The sequence below is a fragment of the Streptomyces sp. NBC_00878 genome (assembly GCF_026341515.1).
Lineage (GTDB): Bacteria > Actinomycetota > Actinomycetes > Streptomycetales > Streptomycetaceae > Streptomyces.
This window is the reverse complement of sequence record NZ_JAPEOK010000001.1, coordinates 9453413-9468794: the sequence shown is the minus strand read 5'-3', so window position 1 is coordinate 9468794 and position 15382 is coordinate 9453413. Positions and strand designations below refer to the sequence as shown.

At 70.2% G+C, this 15382-nt stretch carries 18 protein-coding genes; 7 read left to right on the top strand and 11 right to left on the bottom strand.

What is annotated here, in order from left to right; translation table 11 throughout:
- Window positions 1–2: 2 nt before the first annotated feature.
- The 4 genes from OHA11_RS41170 (at window position 3) to OHA11_RS41155 (ending at window position 4128) form a co-directional block, all read left to right on the top strand.
- Complete coding sequence (locus OHA11_RS41170; RefSeq protein WP_266505471.1) at window positions 3–911, top strand: ATP-binding cassette domain-containing protein; 909 nt, start codon at window positions 3–5, stop codon at window positions 909–911.
- Complete coding sequence (locus OHA11_RS41165; protein WP_266505469.1) at window positions 911–1813, top strand: sugar phosphate isomerase/epimerase; 903 nt, start codon at window positions 911–913, stop codon at window positions 1811–1813. The genes OHA11_RS41170 and OHA11_RS41165 overlap by 1 nt, the downstream gene beginning before the upstream one ends.
- A gap of 16 nt (window positions 1814–1829) precedes the next feature.
- Window positions 1830–2849 (top strand): Gfo/Idh/MocA family protein, encoded by a 1020-nt coding sequence (locus OHA11_RS41160; protein ID WP_266505466.1) that lies wholly within the window; start codon window positions 1830–1832, stop codon window positions 2847–2849.
- Between the two features lie 241 nt (window positions 2850–3090).
- Entirely contained in the window at window positions 3091–4128 is a 1038-nt protein-coding gene (locus OHA11_RS41155; protein WP_266505463.1) for a hypothetical protein, read from the top strand.
- Between the two features lie 36 nt (window positions 4129–4164).
- Here OHA11_RS41155 and OHA11_RS41150 read toward each other — a convergent pair whose 3' ends face one another.
- The 4 genes from OHA11_RS41150 to OHA11_RS41135 all read right to left on the bottom strand — a co-directional run bounded on the left by OHA11_RS41150 (window position 4165) and on the right by OHA11_RS41135 (window position 7408).
- The gene (locus OHA11_RS41150) at window positions 4165–5010 is read right to left on the bottom strand and encodes a spermidine synthase (RefSeq protein ID WP_266505459.1); all 846 of its coding nucleotides are present in this window, start codon (window positions 5008–5010) and stop codon (window positions 4165–4167) included.
- Window positions 5011–5125: 115 nt separating this feature from the next.
- Window positions 5126–6307, bottom strand: coding sequence for an elongation factor Tu (gene tuf / locus OHA11_RS41145; protein WP_266505456.1), 1182 nt, complete (start codon window positions 6305–6307; stop codon window positions 5126–5128).
- Between the two features lie 131 nt (window positions 6308–6438).
- The gene (locus tag OHA11_RS41140) at window positions 6439–6639 is read right to left on the bottom strand and encodes a hypothetical protein (protein ID WP_266507905.1); all 201 of its coding nucleotides are present in this window, start codon (window positions 6637–6639) and stop codon (window positions 6439–6441) included.
- Between the two features lie 34 nt (window positions 6640–6673).
- Window positions 6674–7408, bottom strand: coding sequence for a DNA alkylation repair protein (locus OHA11_RS41135; RefSeq protein WP_266505454.1), 735 nt, complete (start codon window positions 7406–7408; stop codon window positions 6674–6676).
- A gap of 49 nt (window positions 7409–7457) precedes the next feature.
- On the opposite strand from OHA11_RS41135, the gene OHA11_RS41130 reads away from it, so the two are divergent.
- Complete coding sequence (locus tag OHA11_RS41130) at window positions 7458–8231, top strand: TVP38/TMEM64 family protein (protein ID WP_266505451.1); 774 nt, start codon at window positions 7458–7460, stop codon at window positions 8229–8231.
- A 105-nt stretch (window positions 8232–8336) separates the two neighbouring features.
- Window positions 8337–8822, top strand: coding sequence for a helix-turn-helix domain-containing protein (locus tag OHA11_RS41125; RefSeq protein ID WP_266505449.1), 486 nt, complete (start codon window positions 8337–8339; stop codon window positions 8820–8822).
- A gap of 43 nt (window positions 8823–8865) precedes the next feature.
- Here the strand turns inward: OHA11_RS41125 and OHA11_RS41120 are convergent, their stop codons facing one another.
- The 3 genes from OHA11_RS41120 to OHA11_RS41110 are packed head-to-tail and all read right to left on the bottom strand — an operon-like array spanning window position 8866 to window position 11752.
- Window positions 8866–9585 carry a cupin gene (locus tag OHA11_RS41120; protein ID WP_266505447.1) on the bottom strand — a complete coding sequence of 240 codons (720 nt, stop codon included), beginning with the start codon at window positions 9583–9585 and terminating at the stop codon, window positions 8866–8868.
- Window positions 9582–10517, bottom strand: a complete 936-nt coding sequence (locus tag OHA11_RS41115) for a PmoA family protein (protein ID WP_266505446.1) — start codon at window positions 10515–10517, stop codon at window positions 9582–9584. Before OHA11_RS41115 ends, OHA11_RS41120 begins: the two co-directional genes overlap by 4 nt.
- Window positions 10514–11752, bottom strand: coding sequence for a Gfo/Idh/MocA family protein (locus OHA11_RS41110; protein ID WP_266505444.1), 1239 nt, complete (start codon window positions 11750–11752; stop codon window positions 10514–10516). The genes OHA11_RS41115 and OHA11_RS41110 overlap by 4 nt, the downstream gene beginning before the upstream one ends.
- 330 nt (window positions 11753–12082) lie before the next feature.
- On the opposite strand from OHA11_RS41110, the gene OHA11_RS41105 reads away from it, so the two are divergent.
- Window positions 12083–12958 (top strand): undecaprenyl-diphosphate phosphatase, encoded by an 876-nt coding sequence (locus tag OHA11_RS41105; protein ID WP_266505442.1) that lies wholly within the window; start codon window positions 12083–12085, stop codon window positions 12956–12958.
- A gap of 571 nt (window positions 12959–13529) precedes the next feature.
- On the opposite strand, the gene OHA11_RS41100 is transcribed toward OHA11_RS41105, so the two are convergent.
- From OHA11_RS41100 to OHA11_RS41085, 4 genes are all read right to left on the bottom strand, one after another.
- Complete coding sequence (locus tag OHA11_RS41100; protein ID WP_266505440.1) at window positions 13530–13694, bottom strand: hypothetical protein; 165 nt, start codon at window positions 13692–13694, stop codon at window positions 13530–13532.
- Between the two features lie 182 nt (window positions 13695–13876).
- The gene (locus tag OHA11_RS41095) at window positions 13877–14254 is read right to left on the bottom strand and encodes a hypothetical protein (RefSeq protein WP_266505439.1); all 378 of its coding nucleotides are present in this window, start codon (window positions 14252–14254) and stop codon (window positions 13877–13879) included.
- A 332-nt stretch (window positions 14255–14586) separates the two neighbouring features.
- On the bottom strand, window positions 14587–14796 hold the full coding sequence (locus OHA11_RS41090) for a hypothetical protein (RefSeq protein ID WP_266505438.1): 210 nt from the start codon (window positions 14794–14796) through the stop codon (window positions 14587–14589).
- Window positions 14793–15206, bottom strand: coding sequence for a hypothetical protein (locus tag OHA11_RS41085; protein WP_266505437.1), 414 nt, complete (start codon window positions 15204–15206; stop codon window positions 14793–14795). Before OHA11_RS41085 ends, OHA11_RS41090 begins: the two co-directional genes overlap by 4 nt.
- Window positions 15207–15382 lie beyond the last annotated feature (176 nt).

The window sequence follows — 15382 nt, the reverse complement described above, 5'->3', positions numbered from 1 at the left end:
TGATGACCAGCAACGAAACCTCCCCCAACGGCGCGGCGGTCAAGGACAGGCCCGAGGACGCCAAGCCGATCGTCGAACTGAAGGGCGCGGGCAAGGCATACGGCAACGTCCGGGCCCTGCACACCGTCGATCTGGCCGTCCATCCCAGCCAGGTGACCTGTGTGCTCGGCGACAACGGCGCCGGCAAGTCCACCCTGATCAAGATCATCTCGGGGCTGCACCAGCACACCGAGGGCGAGTTCCTCATCGACGGCGCACCGGTCCAGCTCAGCAACCCGCGCGAGGCCCTCGACAAGGGCATCGCCACCGTCTACCAGGACCTGGCCACCGTTCCCCTGATGCCGGTCTGGCGGAACTTCTTCCTCGGCTCCGAGATGACCAAGGGCCCCTGGCCCATCCGCCGCCTCGACATCGAGAAGATGAAGCAGACCGCGGACCAGGAACTGCGCCACATGGGCATCATCCTGGACGACCTCGACCAGCCCATCGGCACCCTCTCCGGCGGCCAGCGCCAGTCCGTGGCCATCGCCCGCGCCGTCTACTTCGGCGCCCGCGTCCTCATCCTGGACGAGCCCACCGCCGCCCTCGGCGTCAAGCAGTCCGGCGTGGTCCTCAAGTACATCGCCGCCGCCCGCGACCGCGGCCTGGGCGTCATCTTCATCACCCACAACCCGCACCACGCCTACATGGTCGGCGACCACTTCAGCGTCCTGCGGCTGGGCACCATGGAACTCTCCGCCGCCCGCAGCGACGTCAGCCTCGAAGAACTCACCAACCACATGGCCGGCGGCGCCGAACTGGCCGCCCTCAAGCACGAGCTCTCCCAGGTCCGCGGCGTCGACGTCGAAGAACTCCCCGAAGAGGCAGACCTCAAGGCACCCGTGGCCTCCTCGGAAGGGAAGACGTCCTGATGGCCGATGCGCTCGACCGCATCCGCGTCGGCTCCGCCCCGGACTCCTGGGGCGTCTGGTTCCCCGACGATCCCCAGCAGGTGCCCTGGGAGCGCTTCCTGGACGAGGTCTCCGAGGCCGGGTACTCCTGGATCGAGCTCGGCCCGTACGGCTATCTGCCGACCGACCCGGCCAGGCTCACCGACGAGGTGGACAAGCGCGACCTCAAGGTGTCGGCCGGCACGGTCTTCACCGCGCTGCACCGCGGCCCGGAGGTCTGGAACGGCACCTGGGAGCACGTCAGCCAGGTCGCCGAGCTGACCCGGGCGATGGGCGCGAAGCACCTGGTGGTCATCCCGTCCTTCTGGCGGGACGACAAGACCGCCGCGCTGCTCGAACCGTCGGAGCTGACGGTCCGTCAATGGTCGTATCTCGCCAAGGGCATGGAGCGCCTCGGCCACGAGGTGAGGGAGCGCTTCGGTCTCGACATCGTCGTGCACCCGCACGCCGACACGCACATCGACACCGAGGAGCACGTCGAGCGCTTCCTCGACTCGACGGACTCGGGCCTGGTCAGTCTCTGTCTGGACACCGGGCACTACGCGTACTGCGGCGGCGACAACGTCAAGCTGATCGAGACGTACGGCGAGCGCATCGGCTATCTGCACCTCAAGCAGGTCGACCCGGAGATCCTCGCCGACGTCGTCAAGAACGGGATCGCGTTCGGCCCCGCCGTCCAGCGCGGTGTGATGTGCGAGCCCCCGGCCGGCGTCCCCGAGCTGGAGCCGGTTCTGGCCGCCGCGCAGCGCCTCGGCGTCGACCTGTTCGCCATCGTCGAGCAGGACATGTACCCCTGCCCGCCGGACAAGCCCCTGCCCATCGCGGTGCGCACCCGCCAGTTCCTGCGCTCCTGCGGCGCCTGAGAAGGGATCAACGACCATGGCTCAGCGCGGAACGCTCGGCGTGGCCGTCATCGGCACCGGAAAGATGGGTGCCGATCATGTGCGGCGTCTCGACCAAGTGACCAACGGGGCACGCGTCGCCGCCGTCGTGGACGTCGACGCGGAACGGGTGAAGCGGATCGCCGACGGCATCGAGGGCTGCACCGCCCACACCGACCCGGCCGCCGCCATGGCCGCGGACGGCGTCGACGCCGTACTGATCGCCTCCCCGGGTCCCGCCCACGAGGCGGCGCTGCTCACCGCCTTCGAGTACGACCTGCCCGTCCTGTGCGAGAAGCCGCTCACGCCGGACTCGGCCTCGGCGCTGCGTGTCCTGGCGGCGGAGCAGCGGCTCGGGCACCGCCGGGTGCAGGTGGGCTTCATGCGCCGGTACGACGCCGAGTACGCGAAGCTCAAGGCGCTGCTGAACAGCGGGCAGTTGGGCCGGCCGCTGATGCTGCACAACCGGCACCGCAACGTCGCGACCCCGCCCGGCTTCACCAGCGAGATGCTCATCAACGACTCCGTCGTGCACGAGATGGACATCACCCGCTGGCTGCTCGACCAGGAGATCACCGCGGTCACCGTGCTGAAGCCGACGCCGTCCGGTAATGCCCCGGAGGGCCTGCAGGATCCGCAGTTCGTCCTGTTCGAGACCGCCGGCGGCGCGATCGTGGACGTCGAGATCAACGTCAACTGCGGCTTCGGGTACCAGGTGCAGGCCGAGGTGGTCTGCGAGCGCGGCACGGCCCGTATCGGTGACGGCCACGCCCTGGTCACCAACATGGCGGGCCGCTGGGGCGGCACCATCGCCCAGGACTTCGTGGAGCGCTTCGAGGACGCGTACGACCGCCAGGTGCAGGCCTGGGTCGACGCGACCCGGCGCGGCGAGGTCACCGGGCCCAGCGCCTGGGACGGCTACGCCACGGCCGCGGTCTGCGAGGCGGGCGTCCGCGCCCAGGCCGAGGGCGGCCGGATCGAGGTCGAACTCGTCGAGCGCCCGGCCTTCTACAGCTGAGCGGATCAAAAAGCGGCAGGGAGGGTGGCCCCACATGGCGGGGCCGCCCTCCCTGTCGTTTCGGGTAAGGCAGCCGGGTGCGCGGCCGAGGCGCGGGAAGCCGTTCGCGATCGAGAATTCCGGCGGGGACCTCGTCCGTACGGTACGTGTCCATAAGGACCCATCTGCGTCCTGATCCGGTACGTCCCTGACGAAGGGCAGTGACCCAACCGTGTCCCGGGCGGCACTAGGGTTACTGCCCATGTGGCCAGGAAACCAGCCGCCCGGGGGCGAGCAGAATCCGCAGGACCAGAACCCGTATCAGCAGCCGGGGTACCAGCAGCCGAATCCGTATCAGCAGCCCGGATTCCAGCAGACCGGACCCCAGACGCCGAACCCGTACGCGCAGCCGGGGCAGCCCGGTTGGAGTGCGCCCGGTGTGCCGCACCCTCCGCAGCCGCCGCAGGGCGGCGGCGGTGACGGGAGCAGGACGAAACTCGTTGCGATCGTGGCGGCCACGGCCGTCGTCGTCGCGGCCGGCGTCACCGGCTTCCTGGTTCTGGGCGGCGACAAGGACGACCAGGCCGACAGCGACAAGGGCGGCAAGGTGAAACAGTCACCGTCGTCGAGCGCGTCCAAGGACCCGAGCGCCTCCGCGTCCACCGGCGAGGACAACCCGCGCGGCACCGACGGCGAGAAGCCGACCATCGCGGGCTGGAAGGTCGTCATCAACCCCCGCTTCGGCACGATGTTCGACGTGCCCGCCGGCTGGGAGATCGAGAGCACCGACACCAGCGTCGGCTTCGAGTGGGAGGAGAAGGGCAAGACCGACCGCACCACGGTCACCGCCCCCGCCTACCTCAAGTCCAAGTGGTGCACCACGGACAGCGACAAGGACGGCCGCGCCGAGGACACCGCGCTGGTCACCGCCGGAACGCGCGGCGAGAACGGCGCCAAGGACTCGGCCGAGGCGGCCGAGACACGCGTCCCGTGGTGGATCTTCGGCGGCTACACGCAGCCGGACAAGAAGAGCGTGAAGTGGGACGAGGCGAAGGCGTACACCACGACGTCGGGCCTCAAGGGCAGCATCGCCACGGCGCACTCGCAGAACACGCCCCAGAAGGGCAAGTGCGACAGCGAGGGCAAGGCCATCACTTTCGCGTTCAAGAACGGCGCGGGCGACTTCGTCACCTGGAACCTGTACGGCGCCAAGGGCGTGAGCGGCGAGATCCCCGAGGCGACCGTCCAGAAGATCCTCAGCACCGTACGCCTCACCGAGGCCGCGCCCACGGACACGTGACGTCCGACGCACGATAGGCGGCGCACGGCGCAGGCCTCAGCCGATGCTGAACGCCCCGTCAGGCGGCTCGGGCGACGGCACCGCGTCCTCGTCCCGTACGGGCCGGGCGTCGCCCACGAAGACTCGCAGCGTGTCTCCGTACTCGACCCGGGCCGGAAAGGCGTCGGCGGCCGTACGGCGGGTGAGGGCGGGGGTGTCGAGCGGGCGGTGCGAGGCGACGAGCACCGCGTTGCCGAAGCGCCGGCCGCGCAGCACGCCCGGCTCGGCGATCAGCGCCAGCTCGTCGAACACCATGGAGAACGTGGCGAGTTGGGAGCGCAGGAAGGCGAAGGGCGAGGCGTCGGCGAGGTTGGCCAGGTACACGCCGTCGGCGCGCAGAACCCGCTCGGCCTCGGTGGCGTACGCCACCGAGGTCAGGTGAGCGGGGACCCGCGAACCACCGAAGACGTCGGCGATCAGGACGTCGGCGGAGTCGGCGGGGGCTGCTTCGAGCCAGGCGCGGGCGTCCGCGCCGTGCACCGTGATACCCGCGTCGTCCGGGACGGGCAGCTGCTCGACGACGAGGTCGAGCAGCGCGCGGTCGGCCTCGACGACGTCCTGCCGGGACCCCGGCCGGGTCGCCGCGAGATACCGGGGCAGGGTGAGCGCGCCGCCGCCGAGGTGCAGCACGTCCAGTGCCCGCCCCGGCTCCGCGAGGGTGTCGAGGACGTGCCCGAGCCGTCGCGCGTACTCGAACTCCAGGTACGTGGGCTCGTCGAGGTCGACATACGACTGCGGAGCCCCGTCGACCGTCAGCAGCCAGGCCCGCTGGCGGTCGACGTCCGGCATCAGCTTGGCGGTCCCGTGATCCACGGCTCGCGTCACGGGTATCGGCTCGTCCACGGGTCCATTGTGCCCTTACGGGCACGACGAGCCCGGGCCCGGGCAGATCCACGGGGACCGCAGGTGCCCGCCTCCCGTACGGGAGGCGGGCACCCACGCTGCGGCCGGGCCGGGTTCAGCCGACGGCGGTCACCGTCCCGGCGCCCACCGTGCGGCCGCCCTCGCGGATCGCGAACCCGAGCCCCGGCTCCAGCGGCACGTCACGTCCCAGCTCGACCGTCATGGTGACGGTGTCGCCGGGCCGCGCGACCGCCCGCTCGCCGAGGTCGACGTCGCCGACCACATCCGCGGTACGGATGTAGAACTGCGGCCGGTATCCGGTGGACACCGATGTCGTACGACCGCCCTCGCGCGCCGACAGGACGTACACCCGCGCGGAGAAGCGACGACTCGGTACGACGCTGCCGGGCGCCGCGACGATGTGCCCGCGGCGCACCGCGTCACGGGGAACCCCGCGCAGCAGCAACGCCACGTTGTCGCCGGCCTGCGCCTCCTCCATGGGCTTGCCGAAGGTCTCCAGTCCGGTGACCACCGTGTCCACGGCGGCGCCGAGCACTTCGACACGGTCGCCCACGCGGATGGTGCCGCGCTCGACGGCTCCCGTGACGACCGTGCCCCGGCCGGTGATGGTGAGCACGTTCTCCACCGGCAACAGGAACGGGGCGTCCAAGTACCGCTCGGGCATGGGCACATACGTGTCCACGGCGTCGAGCAGCGCGCCGATCGCCTCGGTCCACCGGGGGTCGCCCTCCAGCGCCTTGAGCCCGGAGACCCGTACGACCGGTACGGAGTCGCCCCCGTAGCCGTGCGCGGAGAGCAGCTCGCGGACCTCCAGCTCGACGAGGTCGGTGAGCACTGCGTCCTCGCCGTCGTCGACGGCGTCGGCCTTGTTGAGGGCGACGACGATGTGGTTCACACCCACCTGCCGGGCGAGCAGCACGTGTTCGGCGGTCTGCGGCATGATCCCGTCGAGCGCGGAGACGACGAGGATCGCCCCGTCGAGCTGCGCGGCCCCGGTGACCATGTTCTTGACGTAGTCGGCGTGGCCCGGCATGTCCACGTGCGCGTAGTGCCGGGTGTCGGTCTCGTACTCGACGTGCGCGATGTTGATGGTGATGCCGCGCGCGGCCTCCTCCGGCGCGCGGTCGATCCGGTCGAACGGAACGAACGTGCCGGAGCCGCGCTCGGCGAGGACCTTGGTGATGGCGGCGGTCAGGGTGGTCTTGCCGTGGTCGACATGACCCATGGTGCCGATGTTGAGATGCGGTTTGGTGCGCACGTATGCCGTCTTGGGCATGGCTGTATACCTCGAAGCCTTCGGTGTCAGCGGAGCTGAGTGATGGCCCCGGCGTCAGAGCGGCCGGGACGGGGACCCCGAGGACTTCCCGACCCTCCCCCTGCGGGGTCCGCCGGACGATCCGGGAAGGGTCAGCTTCGGGCGCCGTCGGCGGCGGCCAAGAAGATCAGGACGGCAGCCTTCGGGGCATCCGCGACTGCGGATGCTGCGAGAGCGAAGGCGTACCGGAACATGAGGAGATCATCGCCGACGCGTCCGGCCGCGTCGAATGGTTTTTCGCGGCCGGGAGCCACGGGGAGCCGGGTGTTTCCGCTGGTGCGGGAGGTGCCCATGTTCTGGTGGGTGAGGTCCCGATGATCTGGTGTGTCACGGGCCGATGTTCTTGAGCGCCTCACGCACGGACAGCGGCGAGAGGCGACCGCGCTCGTCGGCGACGAAGTCCCGTACCGCCCGCGGATCGGTATGGGCGTACTCGCGCAGACACCAGCCGATCGCCTTCCGGATGAAGAAGTCGGGGTGCCCGGACTGGCGGACGCAGTACGCGAAGAGGCGTTCGGTGTCGGTGGCGTCCTTGTGGCGGAGCTGGTGGAGCAGGGCCGTGCGGGCGACCCACAGGTCGTCGTCCTCGATCCACCTGTCCATGTCGGTCCTCAGCTTCGGATCGGCCGCCACGAGGCCCCCGACCACGTGGGCGGCGAGTGCGTCGACGGTGTCCCACCAAGGCACGGTGGAGACGAGTTGACGTGCCACGGGCAGGAAGCCGGACGAGAGACGCCTCACATGCCGGCGCAGATAGTCGACGGCGAAGTACTGGTACTCGCGCTCCGGCAGGCGCCAGCAGCGCAGCGCCACCGCCGTGCAGTCGGCTTCGTCCGGGCGGGGTGTGCGGTCCAGGACGGTGTGGGAGAGGCGGCGGCGATCAGGCGTGGTCAGGCCCAGGAAAGGGGCGATGTCCTTCATGTACGCGCGCATCGACGCGGCCCGCTCCGGATCGGCCGCGGCGGCGTACGTGGCGGTCAGCCGCTCCAGCACGGTGTCCGCGAGAGCGCTGCGCGGCAGCTCCGAACGGCCATCTGACGTTCCGGAAGCTGTGACGCCCATGAGACGAACCATACGGCGATCACACACATTGGTCAGTTAGTGTCGCCGGATGCTCGATGCCACCACCCGCTCTGGGGGCACCGCCACGGCCGCTCCCCCGGTCCCCGCGACGGAACTCGTCCTCACCGAGTTCACCACCGCCCCGACAGGTCTGGCCGCCCGCTGCACGAGAGCACTGCTCTCGCCATGGTCCCGGCTGTCCCTGCTGGTGTCGATCCTGGTGGCGGCGGCCGCGACGGTGCTGCTCTTCGAGCCCCAGAAGCTGCTGGCCGACGGCTGGCCGCCGCAGCTGAACGGTGCGGCCGCGTCCGTGGTCTTCGCGGTGGCGTACGGGCTGTGCACGGTCGCGTTCGTGCCCCGGCCGCTCCTCAACATCGCGGCGGGCGCCCTGTTCAGCTCGCAGCTGGGCCTCGGGGTCTCGCTCGCGGGTACGGTGCTCGGGGCCGGGATCGCCTTCGGGCTCGGCCGGATACTCGGGCAGGACGCGCTGCGGCCGCTGCTCCGGGGCCGCTGGCTGAAGGCGGCGGACGGTCAGCTCAGCCGCCACGGCTTCCGCTCGATGATGGCCGCGCGGCTCTTCCCCGGGGTGCCGTTCTGGGCCGCGAACTACTGCGCGTCCGTGTCCCGCATGGGCTGGTTCCCCTTCCTCCTCGCCACGGGCCTCGGCTCGATCCCGAACACCGCCGCCTACGTCGTCGCCGGCGCGCAGGCCTCGGCCCCGACGTCCCCGGCCTTCCTGATCGCCATGGCCTTCATCGCGCTCCCCGCCCTCGCGGGAGCGATCGTCGCCTGGCGCAAGCGCCATCACTTCCGGGACCGCTGAGACGGGCTCCTCCGCTCTCCCCGGAATGAATGAGTTCGCTTTCCAAACCCACCAAGGTACTCCAGGGCGGCCGAGTGGGTTGGAAGAACCAACCGACCCCCTAGAATGGGTCGCATGAAGGACGCCCGCCCCTGCTCGATCGCCGACACCCTCGCACTCGTCGGCGAGAAGTACTCCCTGCTCGTCCTGCGCGAGGTGTCCCTGGGCGCCACGCGGTTCGACCAGCTGGTCCGCAACATCGGCGCCCCGCGCGACGTACTGACGAGCCGCCTGAAGCGGCTGGTCGACGCCGGTGTGCTGGAGAAGGTCGCCTACAGCGAGAAGCCGCGGCGCTTCGAGTACCGGCCCACGCGGGCCGGTCTGGAGCTGGAGCCCGTGCTGCTCACGCTCATGGCGTGGGGCGACCGCCATCTCAACGAAGGCGATCGCCCCATGGTGCTCGAACACGTCGGCGGGCCCGGACACGCGGGCGGCCACGAACTGGTCCCGGTCGTCACCTGCGCCGAGTGCGGCGAGAAGGTCCGGCACGACGACCTGACGGCCCACCCGCAGGCCCCGGGGTGGACGGCGACAGGGCCCGCGGCGGCGTAGGCGTGGTCCGGGCACGGCTACACGAGCCCTGCCGACGCCGGTGCTACGTCCCCCGGTACACGTCGAGCCGCCCGCACATCCCGAACTTCCCGTACGCCGAAGGCTGCTCGGCCCGCACGGAGGCATCGGCGAGGTGGGACGCGTCCCCCCGCTCCAGCCGGTCGAGCTGCTCCCCGGTCGCCGCTGCCGCGGCCTCGGCACCCCGCCGCCACCGCTCACGCCACTCGGCGAGCCGGGGGCGTACCAGCGCGGCGGCGGCCTCGTGGAACGCGGCGAGCGGCTCCGGGCCGTCCGCCTCGCGCAGGGCCCGGTAGCCCTCCAGGGCGAGATCGCGCCGGGCGCGGGCGAACCGCTCCTTCTCCTCCTCGGGCGCGTCGACCGGAATGACGGTCGCGGCGGCGTACGTCTCCGGGTCGGTGAGGTACTTCGGCGGCAGGGTGAGCACCGCGTCCCCGGCCTCCGGGAGCCCGCTGTTCTGCATGAGGACGGTGATGCGCAGATCGTCCTCGTTGACCAGCCGGTGGATCGTGCCGGGCGTGAACCAGGCGACCGTGCCGGGCGCGAGCGGCGTGACCTCGTACCCGGAGGTCGTCAGGGTCTGCACCGCGCCCCGGCCGCCGGTGACGACGTACGCCTCCGAACAGGTCAGGTGCAGATGGGGAGTTCCGCCGCACACCCCGTCGTCGGCGGGCCAGTCGTAGACCGACAGATGCGAGACGGCGACGCCGCCGGGGAGGCCCGCGAAGCCCTCGGCCGCGCTCACCACGGGTGCACCGCCAGGTACTTGGCGATCTCGTCGCGCTCCCAGGCGCCGTCCGCGACGACGACGCGGTAGCGGCGGGTGAGGGTCTCGCCGGGGGCGAGCTCCAGCTCGTCGAAGAAGGCGTAGGAGGGGGCGACGGCCGCGAACGGCTCGTTGCGGACGAACCAGTGGGCCGGGTGGGCCCCGCCCTCGCCCGTGTGGTCGTTCTCGGGAGCGTGCGCGAAGACGAGCGTCGCGTACCCGTCGACGACGTCGTGCTCGGCGGAGTAGGCGAGCCAGGGCGCCTGCTGCCCCATCAGGTCCGGCCCCTCGCTGTCGGGGCCGATGATCCGCCCGTCCCGGAAGCCGCGCGGGCCGCGCCAGAACAGGCCCGTGTAGCCGGCCATCTCCCGCCCGGCCGTCGTGGGACTGCCGAACAGCAGCGGCTCGTCACGGCGGTTGGTGACGGAGCTCCTCCAGGTCAGCGCCCAGGAACCGGACGCCGGGTCCACGTCGTGCACCTCTACCCGGCGCTCCTCGTCCGCCCACAGCGTGCCGTCGTAGGGATGCCAGGTGAGCCGCTCGGCGATGACCACGCGGTCGCTGTCGGCGTGCACCTCGTCGAACGCGACATGCGCCATCGACCCGACACGCTCAGGGAGTTCGAGATACCCCTCTCCGTGAACGTATGTGTTGCCGCCCCACAGATTCGACCCCGACAGATGCGAGGCGGTCATCTGCAGGCCCTTGTGCCAGCGGTGGTCGTTGGGCCGGTAGTCCGTGACAACGTTGCCCGCCAGGGTCCTGAGCGGGTGCAGATACGGCTTCGGGGCCTCCCAGGCCGACTCGGGGCCGTACACGTAGCTCAACAGGTCGACACCGGTGGTGGGTTCGGTGATCGTGATGCGGTCGCCGTGGGCGTGGACGATGCGCAGGCCGTCCTGTGCGGTCATGCCGATGCCTCCTCGTGCGTCGTGGGTGCCCAGCCGGGCGCGCCGCCGTGCAGGGCGGTGTAGTACGGGTCGCCGGGTCCGATGCCGCCGGCGCGGACCGTGATGTCCGTGAACGCCGACTTGTAGAGCGCGGTGATCAGCTCCAGGCTGGTGCGCCCGTCGGCGCCGCTGCTGCGCGGCCGCTCGCCCGCGCGCATGCTAGCGACCAGGTCACGCAGCTGGGCCAGGTGCGAACTCGGCACGTCGGCGCCGAAGTCCTGCCAGGCCGCCACGGACTCGGCCGGTGCGTCCGGTGCCGGGGTGATGCGCCAGTTGTCGTTGCTGTGTCCGTAGAGATGGGTGAGCTCGACCGTCGCGTGCTCGCAGTCGATGCGGATCCGGCTGACCTCGTCGGGGCTGAGCACGCTGTTGACCACGGTCGCGAGCGCGCCGCTCTCGAAGCGTACGAGCGCGGTCGAGACGTCCTCGGTCTGTACGTCGTGCACCAGACGCCCGGCCATGGCTCGCACCTCCGCCCACGGCCCGAGCAGGTCGAGCAGCAGGTCCATCTGGTGGATGCCGTGCCCCATGGCGGGGCCGCCGCCCTCGGTCTCCCACTGTCCGCGCCAGGGCACGGCGTAGTAGGCCGCGTCGCGGTACCAGGTGGTCTGGCAGTGCGCCACGAGGGGCCGTCCCATGGCCCTGTCGGCGATCAGACGGCGTACGTGCCGGGCGCCCGAGCCGAACCGGTGCTGGAAGACGATGGAGGCGTACGGACCGCCCTCGACCCCTTCCTCGGCCTCCACGGCGTCGAAGTCGGCGAGGGTCGGCACGGGCGGCTTCTCGCACCACACCCAGGCGCCGGCGCGCAGCGCTGCCACGGTCTGGTCGCGGTGCAGGGTCGGCGGGGTGCAGATGGAGACGAGGTCGGGACGCTGTTCCGCCAGCATCCGGTCGAGGTCGGTGTAGCCGTGCGGGACCCCGCCGTCCGCGCAGAAGCGCTTCACCGCGTCGGCGTCGATGTCGACCGCGGCGACGATCTCCACCTCGCCCTCGGCGGCGAGGGCGGCGAGCGCGGGCAGATGACTGCCGGAGGCGATGCCTCCGGTGCCGATGACGGCGGCCCTGATCCGGCGGCCGTCGAATGGGCCCGCCGGCCGGCTTTCGCGCGGGCTGCTCTCGTACGGGTTGCTCGCGTGCTCGATGTCCTCGTGCTCGGTCGTCTTGCTGGTGGTGGCGTCGCGTGAGGTACGCATGGACGTGATCAGCACTCCATCGGACGTGACAGCGGTTCTGGCGGACGCCTGCCCTCCGCGGTGACCACGAGGGTGGCCATCGAGGACAGCAAGCGCTTTCACTCCTCGCGGAAACGTAAGCGGCGGGATCGCGGCGGGTCAACACCCTGGTCACCGTCGCGGGGTCTTCGGCGAGGAGGCCGCGGCTCCGACCTCGCCACCCCGTGGCCACACGGTCCCCAGGGGGCGCTACGCTGCCCCGGGCGCGCCTGATCACCGCAGACAGCAACTCGGCACGTCCGTCCGGCCATTCGCTCCGCACCCGCCATCAGCACTTGGATCACGTACTTCATGTCTTGGTTTGAATCCCTCATCCTCGGACTCGTCCAGGGGCTCACCGAGTTCCTGCCCGTCTCCTCCAGCGCGCATCTGCGGCTGACCGCGGCGTTCGCGGGCTGGGAGGACCCGGGGGCGGCCTTCACCGCGATCACCCAGATCGGCACGGAGACGGCGGTACTGATCTATTTCCGCAAGGACATCGCCCGCATCATCTCGGCGTGGTTCCGCTCGCTCACGAACAAGGCGATGCGGAGCGATCACGACGCGCAGATGGGCTGGCTCGTGATCATCGGCTCGATTCCGATCGGTGTGCTGGGCGTCACTCTCAAGGATCAGATCGAGGGGCCGTTCCGTGATCTGCGCATCACGGCGACGACGTTGATCGTGATGGGCATCATTCTCGGCGTAGCGGACCGGCTCGCGGCGCGCGACGAGACGGGCGGGAAGCACCGGGCCGCCAAGGAGCGCAAGTCGCTCCAGGAGCTGAGCGTGAAGGACGGCCTGATCTTCGGCGTCTGCCAGGCGATGGCCCTCGTCCCCGGCGTCTCCCGCTCCGGCGCCACCATCAGCGGCGGCCTCCTCATGGGCTACACGCGCGAGGCCGCGGCCCGCTATTCGTTCCTGCTCGCCATCCCGGCGGTCCTCGCGTCCGGCGCCTTCGAGCTGAAGGACGCGAGCGAGGGCGGCCATGTCTCGTGGGGCCCCACGGTCTTCGCGACGATCATCGCCTTTGTGGTGGGTTATGCCGTTATCGCCTGGTTCATGAAGTTCATCACGACCAAGAGTTTCATGCCGTTCGTCTACTACCGCATCCTGCTCGGCATCGTCATCATCGTGCTGGTCAGCATGGGCGCGCTGAGCCCGCACGCGGCCGAGTCGGCGGGCTGAGCGAGGTCTTCCGAGCGACAGACCCATGCCCCTGATCTAGAGATTTCTAGAGGCAATTCGAGCTCCCTCGGCTTGATCGTCTCCCATTCGTCTCCCACTCCACTCCCACAGCTGGACAGATGGAGGCCAGCAGCCAGCCACCACCTCGCGCTGACGTAGCAGGGGCCGGTCGGTCTCGGGTGCGGGGCGGGTTGGTGCGGGGGTTCTTGGCCCGGGTCACCCCGCGCAGTCCCGGTGGGGACCTGCTCGACGTCTGCCCGCACGAAGGGCCACAGGAGTGTCTTGGCCAGCGCCGCCCGCAGTCCGCGTGCTCTCCGGGGTGTCGCCGAACGCCCAGCCGCGCCATGCGATGCTTCGGCCTGGCCGTGAGAGGGCCGCCAGTTGCACGGCGCGGTGCACGATCTCGGGCCGAAGCACGGCCGAGCCGGGGACAAGCCAGTCCCGGGACCTGGGCAGCCACGCCTCCTTCCGCCAGCGCTCCACCGTGAACGGGTTGGCGGTGCATCCGCGCTTCTCCACCTCCGCGATCAAGGCGAGAACGGTGGCCGAGGGTTTTGTGCGGACCATGGTTTCACTTCCTCCTGTCCTGGCTGCCGCCTGCGAGGACGGAGTAGACGGCGGTTGCTGTTCCCAGAGCACTCGCCCAAACCTGGCTCTGTGCGGCCGCGAGACCAACGGCGACGGCCAGGAGCAGGGCGGGCAGGCGGGGGCCGTCGCCTGAGTACGGGTCGATCATGTGAGAGGCCTTTCCGGAAAGGCTTCCTGTCGGCCGTCCCGGCAGCACAGACCCACGGATTCCGCGGGACCTGCACGGCAATTCATCCACGCCTTCCGCCGTGGACCGGGAAAAACCTCGCGGGGGCCTTCGCCACTCGACTCGGGGCGGCCAAGGTCCCGGGCTCGCGAAGCTGGCGATCTTCACGCAGCGCTGTTGGGGGCGCGCCACTTCCGGTAGATGCGCACCACGGCCGTCATGGAGGCCAGACGCCCCAGGGCGGGCTCGCAGTGGATACCAGCCTCTTCCAGCGCGAGTTGCAGTTCCATGGCCTGCCCCTTGCTCAAGCGAACCCGCTGAGACTTCATGTACTCGGCCACCAGATCGTGCCCGGCTCGGTTCGGCTGCTCAGCCTCGCCGGTCAGGAAGCCCTCGTTCTTCCAGGACTCGATGAGACACCGTCCCTCGGCACTGCGCCAGATCTTCGTCAGCTCGCGGCGGGCCAGGACGGTCGAATCGGTGTTCGCAAGGCGACCGCGGATGTCGTCCACGGCAAGCGGTACGCGAGGGTCAACAGGCATGACTGTCCTCTGAAAAGAATTCGTCGGGAAATGCAGCGCAACGTTAGGAAATTAGAAGATGCGGCGCGGGGTGGCGTCAACCCGTTCCCACAAGAAGGATGGTGGAGAGAGTTTTTGCAGGTCAGGGCGTTGTGCAGCATAGGGAGTGTCCGATTTAACTCGGTGAGGCGATTTCAAGAATTCCCATGGCGCGAATTAAGCTTTGACATTCGTTTCGCAATTTTATTTCGAGGCGAGTTATTCCGAGCGTAAGCGTTGCCGGGCCATGGCGGCACTGGCGATGGCGGCCCGCATGCCTGACGCCGGCCCGGAGCACCGGACGCAGTGGCCAACTACCCCTGGTCCTTGCGGCACTTCTCGGGGAGCCTCACAGCATGGAGCCCTGCGGCCTGCGCGCGCAGGCGCATGCCGGTGCCCGCCGTGACCACGGTGGCCGGACCGCCTGTGATCTGTGCCAGCAGCACGCTTCGCTCGATGATCTCGTCATCCGCGCCGGCCTCACGGCGGTGTCCGGCCTCGTCCAGCAGGATCTCGATACTCACGCCCGGGCGGCCGGGCACCGACGCGGCCGCACCAGGCTGTGTACCGTCAAGCACCCCGCCCAGCGCGCGCAGGGCCCGCCGGGCGGCTGCGCCATCTCCTTCGAGCCTTCGTGCTGCTTGCGGTCGCGCACGTCGACGACCACCAGGGGAACCACAAGCCGCACCACCCGCCCCTTCACGACCGCGGGCCAGCCGATCGCCTCCGGCGGCTGGTAGTGCATCAGGCTGTTGGTGTCGTACACGTGCACGCGGCCGGGCCGCCCGGACAGCGCTTCCAGCTGCCTGACCTGGTCCGCAACCGACTTCAGATAGGTGACCTGGGCGACTGCCTCCTGCCCCGCCGGGTCGGGGACCGGCAGGTTCGTGTTGACCCACCTGTCGTCCGCCTCGTCGTGCCGGTAGAGGTACACACACCGCGGCGTGTGCGGAACGTGCAGCGGGTGCGGGCGAAGCAGATGGAGGAGGCCGCGGCGAGGAAGGCGCTGAAGGCCCAGCGGCGTGAGGAGAACCAGCGGAACCGGCTGGCCAAGGAAGCACGCCGAGGTAACTCATCGGTACACGTACGAGACTCGACAGGGACATCGAT